Genomic DNA, 15925 nt, shown 5'->3' with positions numbered 1-15925 from the left:
AAAGAGGAGAGCAATTGCAATGCGTACCAACCTGCCCGTCACCGCCCGTGAATATCAACTGCGGGACGGCGTGTCCATCGTGTCGAAGACTGACCTCAAGGGCAGGATCACGTACGTCAACCCGTATTTCATCGAGGTCAGCGGCTTCTGCGAAGATGAACTGCTCGGCGCGCCGCACAACCTGGTGCGGCATCCCGACATGCCGCCGGCGGCGTTTGCCGATCTTTGGCGCTGCCTGAAGGCGGAGATTCCGTGGACCGGCATGGTCAAGAACCGCCGCAAGGATGGTGACTTCTACTGGGTGCAGGCCAACGTGACGCCGGTACGCGAAGCGGGACGGGTGGTTGGCTACCTGTCGGTGCGGACGCGTCCCAGCAACGACCAGGTGGCGGCGGCCGATGCGCTTTACCGGCGCATGGGCGACGGCGATACCGGCGTGGCGTTACGCCACGGCGCTGTCGTGCGAACCGGCTGGCGCGGGACCTTTGCGGAATTGCTGCAGCTGTCCACCGGCATGCGGCTCGGCCTCGGCCTGGGATTGCCGGCGGTGCTGACCGCGGTCCTGGCGGCGGTTGCCGTGGCGGAGGGGGCGCCTGCCGTGCAGGCGGGCGGGCTTGGGGGCGCGGGCGTGCTGGCCTGCATCCTTGCCTGGCGATCCCTGCATGCCGGTCTGGTGAGGCCGATCGACGCGGCGACGGACGCCGCCAGGCACATCGCCAGCGGCGACATGACCGCCCGCTTCGGCAGCGGCGGGCGCGACCAGCTGGGACAGATGCTCAATGCGCTGCAGCAGATGAACGTCAACCTGCAGGCCGTGATCGGCGACGTCCGCGACAACGTCGGCGGCATCCACACCGGCAGCCGCGAAATCGCGCTCGGCAACCACGGCCTGTCGAGCCGCACCGAGGCGCAGGCCGCCAGCCTGGAAGAGACCGCCTCGAGCATGGAGGAACTGGCGAGCGCAGTGAAGCAGACGGCAAGCCATGCGGCCGGCGCGCACCGGCTCGGCGTCGAGGCATCGGCGATCGCGGGCCGCGGCGGCGACACCATGCGCGAGGTGGTGCGCACGATGGAGGACATCAGCGCCGCATCGAAGAAGGTGATGGACATCGTCGGCATCATCGACGGCATTGCATTCCAGACCAACCTGCTGGCGCTCAATGCGGCCGTCGAGGCTGCCCGCGCCGGCGAGCAGGGCCGCGGCTTCGCGGTGGTGGCGGCCGAGGTGCGCGGACTGGCGCAGCGCAGCGCCGGCGCCGCGAAGGAAATCAAGCAGTTGATCGACAGCGCCGTGCACAAGGTCGACGACGGCATGGCGCTGGTCGGGCAGGCCGGGGAAACGATGAGCGGGATCGTGCAGGCGGTGCAGGGGGTGACGACGCTGATGGCCGATATCTCGACCGCCAGCGCCGAACAGGATGCCGGCATCGAGCAGGTCAACCGCGCGATCGCGCAGATGGACGAAGGCACGCAGCAGAACGCGGCGCTGGTCGAGCAGGCCGCCGCGGCGGCGGAATCCCTCGCGGAACAGGCGTCCCGACTGACGCAGGCGGTGGCCATGTTCCGCTTTGGCGACTCGCCTGCGCAATGAGAGCGGGCTTCAGTCGGCGGCGGTCATCGCGCGCAGGGACAGTTCCAGTCCGCGTACCGCCAGCGCCAGTCTTTCGTAGTCGAGCTTGTCCGCCGTGTCTTCCGGAGTGTGATAGTACGGATAGCGGTAGAAGGCGGTGTCGGTGACCATCAGCGCGGGAAACCCCGCTTGCCGGTAGGCCCAGTGATCGGACCAGTCGACGCCCCGCAGCGAAGCCGGCGCGGCGACGCCTTCGGAAGGCAGGCTCGCATGGCCGCGAAAGGCCTGGATGACCCGGTGCAGCAGGTCGCGCGAGCCGAGATCGGCGACGAAGCCGAGGAAGTTGCCGGTGTCGGGATAAATGCGGTCGAGCGGCTTCGGGTAACGCTGGCTTCCCTTCTGCTGCGCGTAGTAGCCCATCGTCTCCAGCGACAGCATGCCGGTCACCTTCTCGCCCCGCTTGCGCAGTTCGCGCGCATGCACCAGGCTGCCCATTTCGCCGGTGCCGAAGTAGGGCGCTTCCTCATTCACGAACAGGACCAGCCGGATCTCGTGGCCGTGTACCGGCGGCGCGTTGTGCAGGCCGCGTGCGAGCTCCAGCAACGCCGCGCAGCCGCTGGCATTGTCATTGGCCCCAGGCGTGCCCCGGGCGGAGTCGTAGTGCGCCCCCACCACCAGCACCGGCGGCGCCTGCAGCCGCGGCGCCCGCGGCGGAATGGAGACTTCCAGGTTGCGCACCCTGACACCGTCGGCCATGAATGCCTGCTCGCGCACCGAGAGGCCGAAGCCGGACAGGGTTGTTTCGAGATACTCGGCCGCGGCTTCCAGGTCCGCCGGCCGGGAAGTATTGCGTTCGCTGCGGGCGAGACGCTCCACGTGCGCATGCAGGCGTTGCGCCAGCAGCTTCTCCTCGGCCGTCGGCGCGGGCAGCGCCCCCGGGTAGCTCTGGCCTGGCATCTTCAGCATGTAGCCGGCGCCGCTTCCCGCCAGCGCCACCGCCCCCAGCAGGGGCGCAAGCACGGCGCCGCCGGCGGTCGCCCGCCACCCGCGGAAGGGATTCCTCATGAGGTGATCCATGCACTGCAGCCGGCCGGCAGCACGGTGCCGCTGACCAGCAGCGCGCCGTGGGCATACAGCCGGTAGGCGTCGCGCGGCCGTTCCAGCGCCAGCACCCAGACCTCGCCGCCGGCGCTGCTCCATACCACCCGCGCGTCCTCGTCCAGGCCTTTCAGCAGATCGGCCGGCGCGGCGCCGGGGCGCAGCACGACCGTAACGCTGCCGTTGTCGGGCATGCGGGCAGCGAACGCCCCGGCGGTCAGGGCGGCCACTGCGAGCAAGGGCGCGACCCAGCCGTACATGCGCGACTCGGCAGCGGCGCGCTGGCGCAGGAGCGCTACGCCGCCCGCAATGAACAGGATGCCGAACAGCGTGAACCAGAGCAGGTCCCAGAACAGCGGGTTGGGAACGTCCATGCGGATCCGGTGGATGCCCAGCAGCCAGTGCGAAAGGACGCCGTCGACCACGTGCCAGCTGCCGAAGCCGATGAGCGCATGGGCGGCAAGATCACGGCCGGCTCCCGGGGCGGCCAGCGCCCGGTGCGCCCGCAGCAGTTTCCACAGCCCGACGGCGGCGACCAGGTACATCACGCCATGAAAGGCGCCGTCCGCAAGGATCTGCACGCGCAGGTCGTCGAAGGGCGCGGAGGGAACCGCGCTCAGCAGGTGGTGCCACTGCAGGATCTGGTGCAGCAGGATGCCGTCGAAGAAACCGCCCGATGCGAAGCCCAGCAGGAAGCCGGCGCCACCGAAGCGTTGCAGGCGAAGTACGTTCATTTCACCACTCCGGAAGCGGGATGACCACCGCCGCCGATGCAGTTAGCATGCCATGCGACCGGGGGCGCCGCGATGCCGACGTACCCCGGCCGCGGCCGGCTTCCCCGCTGTAATGCTTACCCGGTCTGCCTGTAAGAGCTGCCGCGCTACTTTGGATACAGCTGGTAGATCGCGCCGGCCAGGTCGTCGGAGATGAGCAGGTTGCCGCGGGCATCGGCGATCACGTCCACCGGGCGGCCCCAGGCCGAGCGGGCGTCGGGATCGGTGACGAAACCGGTCACGAGGTCGATCTCGGCGCCGGCGTTACCGCTGGCATCGAAGGGGAAATAGGTGACCTTGTAGCCGGCGCGTAGGCTGCTGCAGTTCCAGCAGCCGTGCTGCGCGACTGCCGCGCCGCGGCGGTAGGCTTCCGGTACGCCGCTGCGGTGCAGGAAGCTGAACCCGAGCGGCGCGGAATGCGCCCGCATGCCTTTGGCCGGACGGTCGATCGCGGCGCAGTCGAGCACGCTGTTGTCCGGATTCAGGTCCAGGTCGAACACCGAGTCCAGGTTGCTCATCGTGGGGTTCGGCTGCGCGTTGCAGAACGGCCAGCCGTAGTTGCCGCCATCCCGTACCGATGTGAAAGGCTCGATGGGATTCTCGTCAATGTACTGCGGCAGCTGCTTGCCGCGATCGCTCTCGCCGTCGCCGTCGATATCGGTGTCGGTAGGCACGCGCAACTGGTCCCGGTTGTTGACCGCCACCCAGAGCGTGCTGGTGCCGGGCAGGAAATCCAGGCCCTCGGCGTTGCGGATGCCGCGCGCGAACAGCCGCCCGTCCTTGCCGTCCGCACTGTACTGGTAGATCGCGCCGCGCACCGGATCGGCGGTCGTGTCCTCCGCGCAGGCATTGCAGGCGGAGGCGATCGATACATACAGCTTGTCGTCGGGCGACAGCGCGATGTTCTTCAATGCATGCTCATAGGTGCCGCGCAGCTCCGAAAGCGAAGCATCGGGCAGGTCGCCCACGACGGTCTGCCGCTCCGCCGTCGCCGTCTCTCCCGAACGGTAAACCGAGCGGGTGATCCGGTTGGATTCGGCCACATACAGCCAGGTAGTGTTGCCGATGGTATGGAAGACCATGTCGTGCGGCTGGTTCAGGCCGCCGGCAAAGGTGAACTCCTCCGGCGTGTCGTTGGGCCGCTCGCGCAGCAGCGCGATACGGCCTTCACTCGGCACCGAGACCAGCACGTCGCCGTTCGGCGCCAGCGCCATGAAGCGGGGCTTGTCTAGCCGTGCCCACACCCGTATGCCGAAGCCCGGCGGCACGGTCAGGTTGCGTTCGTTATTGATCAGCCCGCCGCGCAGTGTTTCGGGAGATTCAAGCGGCTGGGATACGGATGCCGCCGTCGCCTGCCGCGCGGTCGCGCCGCTGTCGGCGGCGCTGTCGGCGGTGCTGTCGCCGCCGCCGCCACCGCCGCCGCAGCCGTTCAGGAAAGCAGCGCACAGGAGCATGCCAAGCCAGCGCGCAGGGGTTGGGCGCGCCATCGTGTTCGAGGTCATTTTCATTCCGGTAGTCTCTCTATTGATTCGAATTTGATACAGAATTCGGATATTCGCCTGCCGCTTTGGTTCAGGCGTGAGAGCAAAATTGAGACACATCGGGACCGTGCAGCCCGAGCGCGGGCCGCAGGCATGTTGCGGAGGAAATCGGCGTTGCCGGACGGGCCGGCAGGTGAAGGGTGGACAGTGCAACCGGCCAGCGGTTGCACCAGGGGCGAAGCGTTATTTGGCGGGCGCGGCGGCGGGCACGGCGAGCGGCTTGTCCTTCTCGACGACGAACACGCCGACCAGCTTGAAAGGCCCGCTGCCGGTGTTGCGCGCATCGTGCACCTTGCCGGCGGGAATAACAAATGCGTCGCCGGCTTTCAGCTTGCGCGCCGGCTCGCCGTCGATCAGCAACTCGCCTTCACCCTCGATCACGTAGCTGATCTCCTCGCCGTGATGGCTGTGCCGGCCCGCCATCACGCCGGGAGATACTTCCACCCGCGCCACGATCGCTTCGCGGCCGGGGACCGAAAGGTCGGCGCGCTGCACCATCTCTCGCTTGATGCCGCTGCCCTGGGAATGGGCAGCGGGAAGGGCGGCGAAGCCCCCCAGGCAGGCCAGCAACATCAGCGCGGTCGTTTTCATTTTCATGGTCATCCTCTCTTTGATTGGCTTGGCGTTCGCGGTGCGAACGCACCGATTATAAGAGGATGACCCCGCGTGACGGCACCGTGACCGACGGCGCGGAAAAGGCGGCGGCGGCCCGGCGCCGGACCTACAGCCAGTATTCGAGCAGGCGCGCCGTCCATTCCTTCAGGCGATGCTGCAGGCCGCGGTTCCGCCACTGCGCGGCAGTCACCTCGACCGAATCCTGCAGGTCGCGGCGGAACAGGTCTTCCATGCGCGCAGCGAAATCGACATCCAGCACCACCGCGTTGACTTCGTCATTGTGCAGGAAGCTGCGCATGTCGAGATTGGTCGAGCCGATGGTGGACCAGACGCCGTCGATGACGGCGGTCTTCGCATGGAGCATGGCCGCCTTGCGCTCGTAGATCCTGATGCCTGCCTCAAGCAACTGGTCATAGTAGGAGCGGCCGGCATACAGCAGCATGCCGACATCGGTGAAGCTGGGGAAGATGATGCGCACGTCGACGCCCCGCCGGGCGGCGTCGACCATCGCCTGCACCACCTGCTGGTCCGGAACGAAGTACGCGGTCGTCAGGAAGACGTTGCGGTCGGCGCTGGCGATGGCGGAGACGTAGGTCTTGTACACCGCATAGTCACCGCGGTCGGGCGTGCTGGCGATGGCGCGCAACAGTGCGCGGCCTTCCGCCTTCAGTGGCGGAAAGAAATTGGCGTCGGGCAGCGCCGCACCGGACTGGCGCTGCCAGGTATCGAGGAACATGCGCTGGAATTCCGCCACCGCCGGTCCCTCGATCTGCATGTGGGTGTCGCGCCAGGCAGCTTCCTGCGCATCGTTCGGGGCAGGGGCGCTGCGGCGGCTCGGCAGGAACGAGCTCTTGCCGTACACGCGGCTGATGTTGACGCCGCCGGTGAAGGCAATCCGGCCATCGACGACGAGCACCTTGCGGTGGTCGCGCTGGTTGATGTCCCAGCCGCGACGGGCATTCGCCGGGTTGACGGGATTGAACTCCAGCACCCGCACGCCGGCCGCGCGAAGACGCTCGAAGAATTCCGGCGGCGTGCCAAGCGAACCGACGCTGTCATAGATCAGGTTGACGTCGACGCCGGCGCGACGCTTGTCGATCAGCAATGCGGCGAGCGCGTTTCCGACCTCGTCCGCTTCGATGATATAGGTCTCGAGATTGATGTGCCGCCGGGCTCCGCGCACCGCGTCCATCATCGCGCGCATTGTCGCCGGACCGTCGTCCAGCAGCAGCACCTTGTTGCCGGAGATCAGCGGACGGCCGCTGATGGCTTCCTCGACCGCGGCGTGGCGCGCGAGGATGTCGGTCGCCCCGGCGCGCGCTTCCATGCGGTCCAGCATGGCCTGGGTCTTTTTTCTCGATATCTCGCCGCCGTTCGCGGTGACCACCGTCGGCGCCTGGCCGGGCAGGAGCTGGCGGTCACGCAGGTAACTGACCTCGGGCAGGCTGGCGCAGGCGGCGAGCAGCCATGCAACAAGCAGCACGCTGCCGCGTGCGAGCAGGGAGGAGGATGCGCTGGGGCGGGCCACGACGTGCCTTGTTGTTATTGATTCAAGCGTTGGAGTTGTTCCTTGTTCAGATAATTCCGGCAATGCGCACAAGGATTGAAGTAGAGCATGCCATGGCGGCATGCCTTCCCGGGAACGGCTCGCTTACACTGCGTCCATGAACATCATCGGCGTCGATTTCACTTCCGCTCCCCGCAAGGCCAAACCGATCACCGTCGCCCACGGCGTCGCCGACGGCACACTGTTGCGGATCGAGCGCCTGGTCCGGCATCCCGACTGGGCCTCTTATGAAGCATGGCTTGCGCAGCCGGGCAACTGGATCGGCGGCTTCGATTTTCCGTTCGGGCTGTCGCGCGAGCTGGTCGACTTTCTCGGATGGCCCGGGGAGTGGGACGCGCTGGTCCGCCATTGTGCGGCGATCGATCGCGCCGCCCTGCGCGCCATCTTCAAGGCGTATTGCGACGGCCGGCCGGCGGGCAGCAAGTTTGCACACCGCGCCACCGATCGCCCGGCTGGATCCAGTCCCTCGATGAAATGGGTGAATCCGCCGGTCGCCTACATGTTCCACGAGGGGACGCGGCGGCTGCTGCAGGCCGGGGTGACGGTGTTCGGGCTGCACGACGGCGATCCGGATCGCATTGCACTCGAGGCCTACCCGGGCCTGCTCGCGCGCGCGGTTACGCGTGCCTCATATAAGAGCGACGAGCGGGCTCGCCAGACGCCAGCGCGACGGCAAGCGCGCGTGGCGATATTGCAGTCGCTGTTGCAGGACACGCATCCGTTCGGCATCCGGGTACGCATGGAAGCGGGGCTGTCGGCAGAAGTGCTGGAAGACGGCACTGCGGATCTGCTCGATGCCGTGCTGTGCGCGGTCGCCGCCGCCTGGGCTGCGCGGCGGGCGCGCTTCGGCATGCCTGAGAGGATGGATCCCGTCGAAGGCTGGACGGCGGGCGCCGCGCACGACGAGACCGGATGAGGAGAACCGGGTCGGTCGCACCCGGTACCGGGCCTCAGGCGCGGGAGCTGCTCCCCGCGTGCGACTTCACGCTCGAAATCGCATACCCCTTTGCGCTGATCTGGGCGAGCGCATCATCGGCCGACATGCCGTCGATCGACTGGTTGTCCGGGTCGAGGTCGATGTTGTGTTCCGCGGTCTCCCAATCCACCGCGGTGGCTTCCTCGGGAATCGGCCTGCCCTGGGGCACGGCCAGGTAGGAATATTTTCCATTGGTGTCAGGGCGTTTGTACACGTCGACTTTCATGGTTCCATCCTTATAAAAACAGTGTCCGGGATTGACCCTCGGACAACGCAAAGGTTGCGCCTTTCATCCGCGCAGGTCCTTCATGCAACGTCCCCAACCGTTCCCCCCCATCCTGCTTTTCTTGCCAGTACTTTCATGGATGCGGCCGTTCGTTGATCACATCACAATGAATCCGTAAATAAATGTTTCGGAGTTGCATAAACATGCATTGACCACAGGAATCCGGTCTTTAGAATGGGTAACGTTGTCGCAGGTCAAGATTGACGCGCGGCACTCCGGCGGTCCGCCACGCGGGCCGATGTTATTCCTTCGACGTGTACCGGACGTATGTCAGAACTGCATCAGAATCAAGACGCGACGAAGCGCGGTAAGCTCGGCAAGTTTCTCGGCCTGTTCGCCATCGCTGCAAGCCTCTTCGCTACCGGCGCCCAGGCGCAACTCCTCGAAACCGCATTCAACGAGCAGGTCGTCATGGTGCCTGCCGCTGCCGGCAACGCCGCGATCGAGCTGGAGACCACCGTATTCCGCCCGACCGGCGACGGTCCGTTCCCGATCGTCATCATGAATCACGGCAAGGCGCTCGGCAATCCGCGCAACCAGAGCCGCGACCGCTTCGTCGTCCTGAGCCGCGAATTCGTCAAACGCGGCTACGCCGTCGTCATCCCGATGCGCAAGGGCTTCTCCAAATCCAGCGGCGAATACGTCGATCCCGGCTGCAACATGACCGCGCACGGCAATCAGCAGGCGGAAGACCTGCAGAGCACCGTCGCCTGGCTGCAGACGCAGGCCTGGGCCGACAGCGAGCACATGATCGTGGCCGGGCAGTCCTATGGCGGGCTCACCGCGCTGGCCTTCGGCACGCAGCAGGTGCCCGGCGTGCGCGCGCTGATCAATTTCGCCGGCGGTCTCAAGATGCACGGCGGCAGCTGCCGCTGGGAGCAGTCGCTGGTGGACGCCTTTGCCGCCTACGGCGGGCAGAGCCGCCTCCCCAGCCTCTGGTTCTACGGCCAGAACGACAATCACTTCGGGCCGGAACTGGCGTCCCGCCTGTACCAGGCCTATACCCAGGCCGGTGGACAGGCGCAGCTGGTCGCCTTCGGCCCGTTCAAGAAGGATGCGCACGGCATGAGCGCGAGCCGCGACGGTGTCCAGATCTGGTGGCCGGAGACGGAGCGCTTCCTGCGACAGGTCGGCATGCCGACCGAGACCGTGTTTGCGCTGGCGGACGAGGTCAAGATCCCCGAGGTCGAATATGCGTCGATCGACAATTTGGACGCCATTCCCTACCTGCGCGGCAACGCGCGTGAACAGTACCGCGTCTTCCTGAGCAAGACCGGACGCCGTGCGTTCGCCGTATCGCCGACCGGCGCCTGGAGCTGGGCGGAGGAGGGGGACGACCCGGTGTACCAGGCGCTGTCCGACTGCCAGAAGCACAGCAGCGAACCCTGCCGCCTCTATGCCGTCGACAACCATGTGGTCTGGGCCAACGAGGCGCAGCCGGTGACCGCCTCCGCCAATCCGGTCGCTGCGCCTACCGCGGCCATTACCGGCCCCTGATCGCGCGTATCATGGTCGTCCCTCAGAAGGATGACCATGACCCTTGCCGCATGCGGTGTCGATTTCGGCACCTCCAACTCCACCATCGGCTGCCGCCGGCCCGGGCAGCCGCTGCTGCTGCCCCTCGAGGACGGCAGGCCAACCCTGCCTTCCGTCGTCTTCTTCAACGCCGATGACAACACCGTCAGCTTCGGGCGCGCCGCGCTTGCCGATTACCTGGAAGGCCATGAAGGCCGCCTGATGCGTTCGCTGAAGAGCCTGCTCGGCAGCGGCCTGATGGATGGCTATACCGAGGTCAACGGAAGGGCGCTGCGCTTTCGCGAATTGCTGGAGCAGTTCCTGCGCGAGCTGAAGCGACGCGGTGAACACGCGACCGGCAGCCGCTTCGAGCATGCGGTGTTCGGCCGTCCGGTCCACTTCGTCGACGACGACGAAGCCGCCGACCGGCTGGCCGAGGACACCCTGCGCGAGATTGGCCACGCGGCCGGCTTCCGCGATATCCATTTCCAGTACGAGCCGATCGCCGCCGCTTTCGCCTACGAGGCCGGCATCACGCGCGAGGAACTGGTGCTGGTGGCCGACATCGGCGGCGGCACCTCGGACTTTTCCCTGGTGCGGCTGGGACCCGGCCGCAGCGGCCCGGACCGCCGCGAGGACATTCTCGCCACCGCCGGGGTGCACGTCGGGGGCACCGACTTCGACAAATACCTCAGCCTGTCCAGCGCGATGCCGATGCTCGGCTACCGTTCCGTCATGGCCAACGGCAATGAAGTGCCGTCGAGCTACTACTTCAACCTGGCGACCTGGCACACCATCAATCTCGCCTATACCCGCAAGGTCTGGACCGAGCTGCAGGACGTGCGGCGCGACGCGCGCGAACCCGACAAGATCGAGCGGCTGCTGCGGCTGGTGTCGCAGCGCGACGGCCACTGGCTGGCGATGAAGATGGAAGAGGGAAAGATCGCCCTGTCGCAGGCCGACGAAAGCCTGCTGCCGCTGGAGCGGCTCTCGCCGGATACCGCGCTGCGGCTGCAGCGCCCGGTCTTCGAGCAGGCGGTCGGCGAGCTGGTCGACAGCGTTGCCGGTGCCGTCGCCGCGTTGCTGCAGCGCAGCGGCATTGCCCGCGACAAGGTGGACACCCTGTACTTCACCGGCGGCTCCAGCGGCGTGCCGCTGCTGCGCGCGCGCATCCGTGCGCTGCTGCCCGCCGCGCGCGCGGTCGAGGGAGACTTGTTCGGCAGCATCGGCGCCGGCCTGGCGCTGGACGCGGGCAGGCGCTTTTCCTGAAACGTCTTGCCGTTTCGCATGAACAGAAACTTCAGCAAGGCCCCATTGTCATTTCATGCATTGCATGGGGATTGCAGATGCTCGAACAGAAATGGCCGCAACAAATCTGGATCGTCCGCCACGGGCAGAGCGCCGGCAACGTCGCGCGCGATGCGGCGGAGGCCGCCGGCCTGCCGCTCATCGACATCGCCACGCGCGACATCGACACCCCGCTGTCGATGCTGGGGAAGCGCCAGGCCGAGGCGCTCGGCCACTGGTTCGGGCAGATGCCGCCCGGGCAGCGGCCGAACGTGGTGCTGTGCTCGTCCTACGTGCGGGCCCGTGACACTGCCCGCATCGCACTCGAGGCTGCCGGCATCGAGCGCGAGGAGATCAGCTTCACCGTCGACGAGCGCTTGCGCGAGAAGGAGTTCGGCATCCTCGACCGGCTGACCAAGCACGGCATCATGCAGAAATACCCCGAGCTGCACGAGCAGCGCGCCCATGTCGGCAAGTTCTATTTCCGGCCGCCCGGCGGCGAAAGCTGGTGCGACGTGATCCTGCGGCTGCGCAGCGTGCTCGACACCATCAGCCGCGAATACCGCGGCGAGCGGGTGCTCATCGTCGGCCACCAGGTCATCGTCAACTGCTTCCGCTACCTCCTGGAGCGGATGGACGAACAGCAGATCCTGGACGTCGACCGCATGGCCGACGTGCCCAACTGCAGCGTGACCTCGTATGAATTCGACCCTGCGCGCGGCCGGCGCGGCAAGCTGGTGCCGCGCCTGGTGAACTTTGTCGCGCCATTGAGGGAGGCCGGGGCCCCGGTCACCGTCGAGCCGGACGTGCCGGCCGCACCCAAGTCCTGAGGATGGCATGACCGGAGACACAAGCACGCCCCGCTCGATCAACGACGCGCTGCTGCGGGCATGGCCGCTGCCGATGCCGGCCCGCGAAGGCGACAAGGAGGAGCGCGGGCGGGTGCTGGTGATCGCCGGTTCGCGCGAGATCCCGGGGGCCGCGCTGCTGTCGGCCACCGCCGCCCTGCGCGCGGGCGCCGGCAAGGTCACGGTCGCCACCGTCGCCGGCATCGCCCAGCCGCTGGCGTTCGCCATACCCGAGACCCGGGTGGTCGAATTGCCGGAGACGGCCGCCGGCGGCATCGCGCCCGCCGCGGCGGAGACCATCGGCCCGCTTGCCGCGCGCTACGACGCGGTGCTGATCGGACCGGGCCTGCAGGATGAACAGGCGACCTGCGCCTTCGTGATGGCGCTGATGCCCCACCTCGGGCAGGCGCGACTGATCCTGGACGCCGCCGCCATGAGCGTCGTGCGGCGCCAGCTGCAGGCGGTCGATGCCTGCCACCATGCGCAGCAGAAGTTCATTGCCAGCTTCGGATCGCCGGCGTTGCTGACGCCGCATCCGGGCGAGATGGCGCACCTCGCATCGCTCGACAAGGACACGGTGCTGGCCAATCCGATGGAAGCCGCGCTGCAGGCGGCGCGCCGGTGGAATGCGTTGATTGCGCTGAAGGGGGCGATAACCTGGATCGCCGCACCCTCCGGCCAGCTCTGGCGGCACGAGGGCGGCAACGTCGGCCTTGCCGTCTCCGGCTCGGGCGACGTCCTGGCCGGCGTCATCGCCGGCCTCGCTGCGCGCGGGGCGCCGCTGGAGCAGGCCGCCGCCTGGGCGGTGGCGCTGCACGCGCGCGCCGGCGAACGGCTCGCGCAGCAGCACGGGACGCTGGGCTACCTGGCGCGCGAACTGGCCGCCGAGGTGCCGGCACTGATGCATGGACTGGCGGCGCGGTAGAATCGGCGCCATCGTCCCGAGGGGACGTCTCCCGCTTGCCGCCATGACCACTGACAATCCGCACCGCTGCGCCTGGGCCAATCCCGCCAATCCCCGCTACCTTGCCTACCATGACGAGGAATGGGGCGTGCCTTGCCGCGACGAGAACCGCCTGTTCGAGATGCTCAACCTCGAAGGCGCGCAGGCCGGGCTCAGCTGGGAGACCGTACTCAACAAGCGCGAGCACTACCGCAAGGTGTTCGACGGCTGGGATGCGGAGAAGATCGCGCGTTACGACGACGCCAAGGTCGCCGCATTGCTGGCCGACCCCGGCATCATCCGCAACCGGCTCAAGGTCGCGGCGACGATCGGCAATGCCCGCGCCTACCTGGTACTGAGGGACGAGGCCGGCGGCCTCGCGCCCTTCCTGTGGGCGTACGTGAACGACAAGCCGATCGTCAACACCTGGGCGCCGGGCACGACGCCGGCGAAGACCGCGCTGTCGGATCGCATATCGAAGGACCTCGGCAAGCGCGGCTTCAAGTTCGTCGGCTCCACCATCATCTATGCCTACATGCAGGCGGTCGGCATGGTCAACGACCACGCCCCCGCCTGCTTCCGGCATCCGGCGCAAGCGTGATCACCGCGGCGAGTCGCCGGTCCGCTCGCGCAGCAGTCCGCCCAGCATGCCGTCCTGCCTGATCACGAATGCCCGCAGCAGCGCCGGATAGTCCGGACCGACCGCGTTGCGCACCGACGGACGGGCGGCGAGGGCGGCGCGCCAGGCCTGCAGCTTCGGCAGTCCCGCCATGAGGTCGACGCCGCCGGCGGCGTCGAACACCTCGAAGTAGCGCCAGGCCGGGGCGAAGGCGGCATCCACCAGCGAGAACGCCTCGCCGTTGAAATACGGTCCGTCCCCGAGGGCCGCCTCCACCTGCAGGAACATGTCCCGCAGCGCCGCAGCCGCCTGCCCGTAACCCGCTTCGTCGCGCGCGGTATAGAAGCGCCAGATGGCGTTGAGGACGGCAGACGAGAACTCCATCCAGGAGCGGTTGCGCGCGCGCTGCAGCGGATCGGCCGGATGCAGCGGCGGGTCCAGCGTGTCCTCCAGGTACTCGCAGATCACCGCCGACTCGAACACCGTCTCCTCGCCTACCCGCAGCAGCGGCGTCTTGCCGAGCGGGGACAACGCGAGGAACCACTTGGGCTTGGCCGCCAGGTCGATGTCCACCCGCTCGTAGGCGGCGCCCTTCTCCTCCAGCGCGATGACCGCGCGCTGGACGTAGGGGCACAGCGGGTGGCTGATCAGCACCGGCTTCATCATGCATCCCCGGCCGGCGGCTGCAGGCCTTCGGCTCGCATCGCCGCCTGCACCGCCGGACGCGCGCCAATGCGCTTGCGGAAGGCGACGATGTGCGGCCAGCGGTCCAGCGACAGCCCGACGAAACCGGCCCATCCCGTTACCACGAACAGGTAGGCGTCGGCGATCGAGAATCCGCTGTCCAGCAGGTACGCATGCTGCGCCAGCCGCTGCTCGACGTAGTCGAGGCGTTGCCCGATCAGGTCCTTGAACTGGGTCTTCGCCTCGGCCGGCATGCCCGGCTTGAACAGCGGGGTGAACGACTTGTGCAGCTCGGTCGTGATGAAGTTGAGCCACGACTGCAGCCGGTAGCGGTCGATGCTGCCGTTCTCGGGGGCCAAGCGGGCCTGGGGCGCGAGGTCGGCGATGTACTGCATGATCGCCGGGCCTTCGGTCAGCACCAGGCCGGGCCGGATCTCCAGGGCCGGCACGTAGCCGTGCGGGTTGACCGAGCGGTAGGCGGCGCGGTTACTGTCGTCGACCTTCTCGAGCTGGACGTCGATGCCTGCCTCGCGCAGGGCGATATGGGGTGCCAGGGAGCAGACGCCAGGGGTGAAGTAGAGTTTCATGATGTTTCCTTTTCGGTTGAGGTGGTGCTACTGTATGTAGGCAACCGTACAAAGAAAATAGGCATCCATGAAAACTTCGTATGCAGGAATGCAATCGACGCCCGACCCGGCCGACCTCCAGCTGCTGCTGGCGCTGGTGCGCGGCAGGACGCTGGCCGGCGCGGCCGAGCGACTGAAGGTCGACGCCTCTACCGTGTTCCGCTCGGTGCGGCGGCTGGAGCGCGCGCTCGGCGGGCCGCTGTTCGAGCGCAGCCGCCAGGGATACGCGCCGACCGAACTGGCACGCACCCTGGCGGTCCACGCCGAGCGCATCGAGTCGCAGCTGCAGGAAGCGCGCGAGGCGGCATGGGGCCGCGGCGGAGAGGCCGCGGGGCTGTTGCGCATCACGACCACCGACACCATTCTCAACGGCCTGCTGCTGCCGGCGCTGTCGCGCTTCGCCGGCCAGCATCCGGCCATCGAGCTGGAGCTCCTGGCCAGCAATGCGCTGGCCAACCTCAGCCAGCGCGATGCCGACGTCGCCATCCGCGCCACCCGCAAGCCGCCCGAGCAGGTGGTGGGCAGCCGGCTGGGAAGCATTCCGTCGGCCGTCTTCGCCGGCAAGGACTACCTTGCGCGGCATGGTCATCCGCTCGACCTCGAGCGGGCGGACTGGATCGCCCTCGACGACACGCTCATCGACCATCCGTCGGTGCGCTGGCGCCGCCAGCGCTATCCGAAGGTGATCCCGCGCATCCGCTGCAACAGCGTGCTCGCGGTTGCGGGCGCCATCGTCAACGGACTCGGGACCGGCGTGTCGCCGCTGTTCCTGCTGCGCGACCATCCCCGCGTCGAAATGATCGGCGGCCCGGTGGCGGAACTCGAGACCGACCTGTGGATGCTGTCCCATCCGGAGGTCAGGCACTGGCAGCGGGTCAGGCTCCTGTTCGACTTCCTGAGGCAGGACCTGCAGCTCGCGGCTGCCTGACCGCAAGGCGGCCGTGCCGGTCGCTTGCGCGTCCTCAAGCAGCCCCGCC

16 protein-coding genes are annotated in these 15925 nt (G+C 67.7%); 8 read left to right on the top strand and 8 right to left on the bottom strand.

The genetic code is table 11. The features are described 5' to 3' along the window. The first annotated feature begins 19 nt into the window (after positions 1–19). Complete coding sequence (locus VIM12_RS01610) at positions 20–1591, top strand: methyl-accepting chemotaxis protein (protein WP_331939856.1); 1572 nt, start codon at positions 20–22, stop codon at positions 1589–1591. 9 nt (positions 1592–1600) lie between these two features. Here VIM12_RS01610 and VIM12_RS01605 read toward each other — a convergent pair whose 3' ends face one another. The 5 genes from VIM12_RS01605 to cls form a co-directional block, all read right to left on the bottom strand. Continuing rightward, the gene (locus tag VIM12_RS01605; protein ID WP_331939855.1) at positions 1601–2635 is read right to left on the bottom strand and encodes a M28 family peptidase; all 1035 of its coding nucleotides are present in this window, start codon (positions 2633–2635) and stop codon (positions 1601–1603) included. Beyond that, positions 2632–3402: a DUF2243 domain-containing protein gene (locus tag VIM12_RS01600; RefSeq protein WP_331939854.1), complete on the bottom strand. Its 771-nt coding sequence runs from the start codon at positions 3400–3402 to the stop codon at positions 2632–2634. Before VIM12_RS01600 ends, VIM12_RS01605 begins: the two co-directional genes overlap by 4 nt. Positions 3403–3548: 146 nt before the next feature. Further along, positions 3549–4943, bottom strand: coding sequence for a sugar dehydrogenase (locus tag VIM12_RS01595; protein WP_331939853.1), 1395 nt, complete (start codon positions 4941–4943; stop codon positions 3549–3551). Positions 4944–5165: 222 nt separating this feature from the next. Beyond that, positions 5166–5573: a cupin domain-containing protein gene (locus VIM12_RS01590; RefSeq protein ID WP_331940093.1), complete on the bottom strand. Its 408-nt coding sequence runs from the start codon at positions 5571–5573 to the stop codon at positions 5166–5168. A gap of 130 nt (positions 5574–5703) precedes the next feature. After that, on the bottom strand, positions 5704–7125 hold the full coding sequence (gene cls, locus VIM12_RS01585) for a cardiolipin synthase (protein WP_331939852.1): 1422 nt from the start codon (positions 7123–7125) through the stop codon (positions 5704–5706). 136 nt (positions 7126–7261) lie between these two features. Between cls and VIM12_RS01580 the strand changes: the two genes are divergently transcribed. Further along, a complete protein-coding gene (locus tag VIM12_RS01580; RefSeq protein WP_331939851.1) occupies positions 7262–8080 on the top strand; it encodes a DUF429 domain-containing protein in 819 nt (272 codons plus the stop codon). A 34-nt stretch (positions 8081–8114) separates the two neighbouring features. Here the strand turns inward: VIM12_RS01580 and VIM12_RS01575 are convergent, their stop codons facing one another. Beyond that, entirely contained in the window at positions 8115–8366 is a 252-nt protein-coding gene (locus VIM12_RS01575) for a DUF6139 family protein (RefSeq protein ID WP_331939850.1), read from the bottom strand. Between the two features lie 327 nt (positions 8367–8693). Between VIM12_RS01575 and VIM12_RS01570 the strand changes: the two genes are divergently transcribed. The 5 genes from VIM12_RS01570 to VIM12_RS01550 all read left to right on the top strand — a co-directional run bounded on the left by VIM12_RS01570 (position 8694) and on the right by VIM12_RS01550 (position 13620). Further along, complete coding sequence (locus VIM12_RS01570; protein WP_331939849.1) at positions 8694–9923, top strand: dienelactone hydrolase family protein; 1230 nt, start codon at positions 8694–8696, stop codon at positions 9921–9923. Between the two features lie 36 nt (positions 9924–9959). After that, positions 9960–11210, top strand: a complete 1251-nt coding sequence (locus VIM12_RS01565) for an Hsp70 family protein (protein WP_331939848.1) — start codon at positions 9960–9962, stop codon at positions 11208–11210. A 77-nt stretch (positions 11211–11287) separates the two neighbouring features. After that, complete coding sequence (locus VIM12_RS01560; RefSeq protein ID WP_331939847.1) at positions 11288–12058, top strand: histidine phosphatase family protein; 771 nt, start codon at positions 11288–11290, stop codon at positions 12056–12058. A 7-nt stretch (positions 12059–12065) separates the two neighbouring features. Beyond that, positions 12066–13001 (top strand): NAD(P)H-hydrate dehydratase, encoded by a 936-nt coding sequence (locus VIM12_RS01555; protein ID WP_331939846.1) that lies wholly within the window; start codon positions 12066–12068, stop codon positions 12999–13001. A gap of 43 nt (positions 13002–13044) precedes the next feature. Beyond that, entirely contained in the window at positions 13045–13620 is a 576-nt protein-coding gene (locus tag VIM12_RS01550; protein WP_331939845.1) for a DNA-3-methyladenine glycosylase I, read from the top strand. Here the strand turns inward: VIM12_RS01550 and VIM12_RS01545 are convergent, their stop codons facing one another. Both VIM12_RS01545 and gstA read right to left on the bottom strand, forming a co-directional pair. After that, positions 13621–14301, bottom strand: coding sequence for a glutathione S-transferase family protein (locus tag VIM12_RS01545; protein WP_331940092.1), 681 nt, complete (start codon positions 14299–14301; stop codon positions 13621–13623). Next, entirely contained in the window at positions 14301–14909 is a 609-nt protein-coding gene (gene gstA, locus VIM12_RS01540) for a glutathione transferase GstA (RefSeq protein ID WP_331939844.1), read from the bottom strand. The genes VIM12_RS01545 and gstA overlap by 1 nt, the downstream gene beginning before the upstream one ends. A 67-nt stretch (positions 14910–14976) precedes the next feature. Between gstA and VIM12_RS01535 the strand changes: the two genes are divergently transcribed. Next, positions 14977–15876 carry a LysR family transcriptional regulator gene (locus tag VIM12_RS01535; RefSeq protein WP_331939843.1) on the top strand — a complete coding sequence of 300 codons (900 nt, stop codon included), beginning with the start codon at positions 14977–14979 and terminating at the stop codon, positions 15874–15876. Positions 15877–15925: the final 49 nt, after the last annotated feature.

Origin of the sequence: Noviherbaspirillum sp., assembly GCF_036563305.1 — a bacterium.
Taxonomy (GTDB): domain Bacteria; phylum Pseudomonadota; class Gammaproteobacteria; order Burkholderiales; family Burkholderiaceae_D; genus Noviherbaspirillum.
Note: the sequence above shows the minus strand (reverse complement) of the source record. Positions and strands in the feature narration are given on the sequence as shown.

Excerpts from the sequence above, each read along its gene's own strand:
- gstA (WP_331939844.1), bottom strand. The coding sequence starts at position 14,909 with ATGAAACTCTACTTCACCCCTGGCGTCTGCTCCCTGGCACCCCATATC.
- VIM12_RS01590 (WP_331940093.1), bottom strand. The coding sequence starts at position 5,573 with ATGAAAACGACCGCGCTGATGTTGCTGGCCTGCCTGGGGGGCTTCGCC.
- VIM12_RS01550 (WP_331939845.1), top strand. The coding sequence starts at position 13,045 with ATGACCACTGACAATCCGCACCGCTGCGCCTGGGCCAATCCCGCCAAT.
- VIM12_RS01545 (WP_331940092.1), bottom strand. The coding sequence starts at position 14,301 with ATGAAGCCGGTGCTGATCAGCCACCCGCTGTGCCCCTACGTCCAGCGC.
- VIM12_RS01555 (WP_331939846.1), top strand. The coding sequence starts at position 12,066 with ATGACCGGAGACACAAGCACGCCCCGCTCGATCAACGACGCGCTGCTG.
- VIM12_RS01580 (WP_331939851.1), top strand. The coding sequence starts at position 7,262 with ATGAACATCATCGGCGTCGATTTCACTTCCGCTCCCCGCAAGGCCAAA.
- VIM12_RS01570 (WP_331939849.1), top strand. The coding sequence starts at position 8,694 with ATGTCAGAACTGCATCAGAATCAAGACGCGACGAAGCGCGGTAAGCTC.
- VIM12_RS01560 (WP_331939847.1), top strand. The coding sequence starts at position 11,288 with ATGCTCGAACAGAAATGGCCGCAACAAATCTGGATCGTCCGCCACGGG.
- VIM12_RS01600 (WP_331939854.1), bottom strand. The coding sequence starts at position 3,402 with ATGAACGTACTTCGCCTGCAACGCTTCGGTGGCGCCGGCTTCCTGCTG.
- VIM12_RS01605 (WP_331939855.1), bottom strand. The coding sequence starts at position 2,635 with ATGAGGAATCCCTTCCGCGGGTGGCGGGCGACCGCCGGCGGCGCCGTG.
- VIM12_RS01535 (WP_331939843.1), top strand. The coding sequence starts at position 14,977 with ATGAAAACTTCGTATGCAGGAATGCAATCGACGCCCGACCCGGCCGAC.
- VIM12_RS01595 (WP_331939853.1), bottom strand. The coding sequence starts at position 4,943 with ATGACCTCGAACACGATGGCGCGCCCAACCCCTGCGCGCTGGCTTGGC.
- VIM12_RS01565 (WP_331939848.1), top strand. The coding sequence starts at position 9,960 with ATGACCCTTGCCGCATGCGGTGTCGATTTCGGCACCTCCAACTCCACC.
- VIM12_RS01610 (WP_331939856.1), top strand. The coding sequence starts at position 20 with ATGCGTACCAACCTGCCCGTCACCGCCCGTGAATATCAACTGCGGGAC.
- VIM12_RS01575 (WP_331939850.1), bottom strand. The coding sequence starts at position 8,366 with ATGAAAGTCGACGTGTACAAACGCCCTGACACCAATGGAAAATATTCC.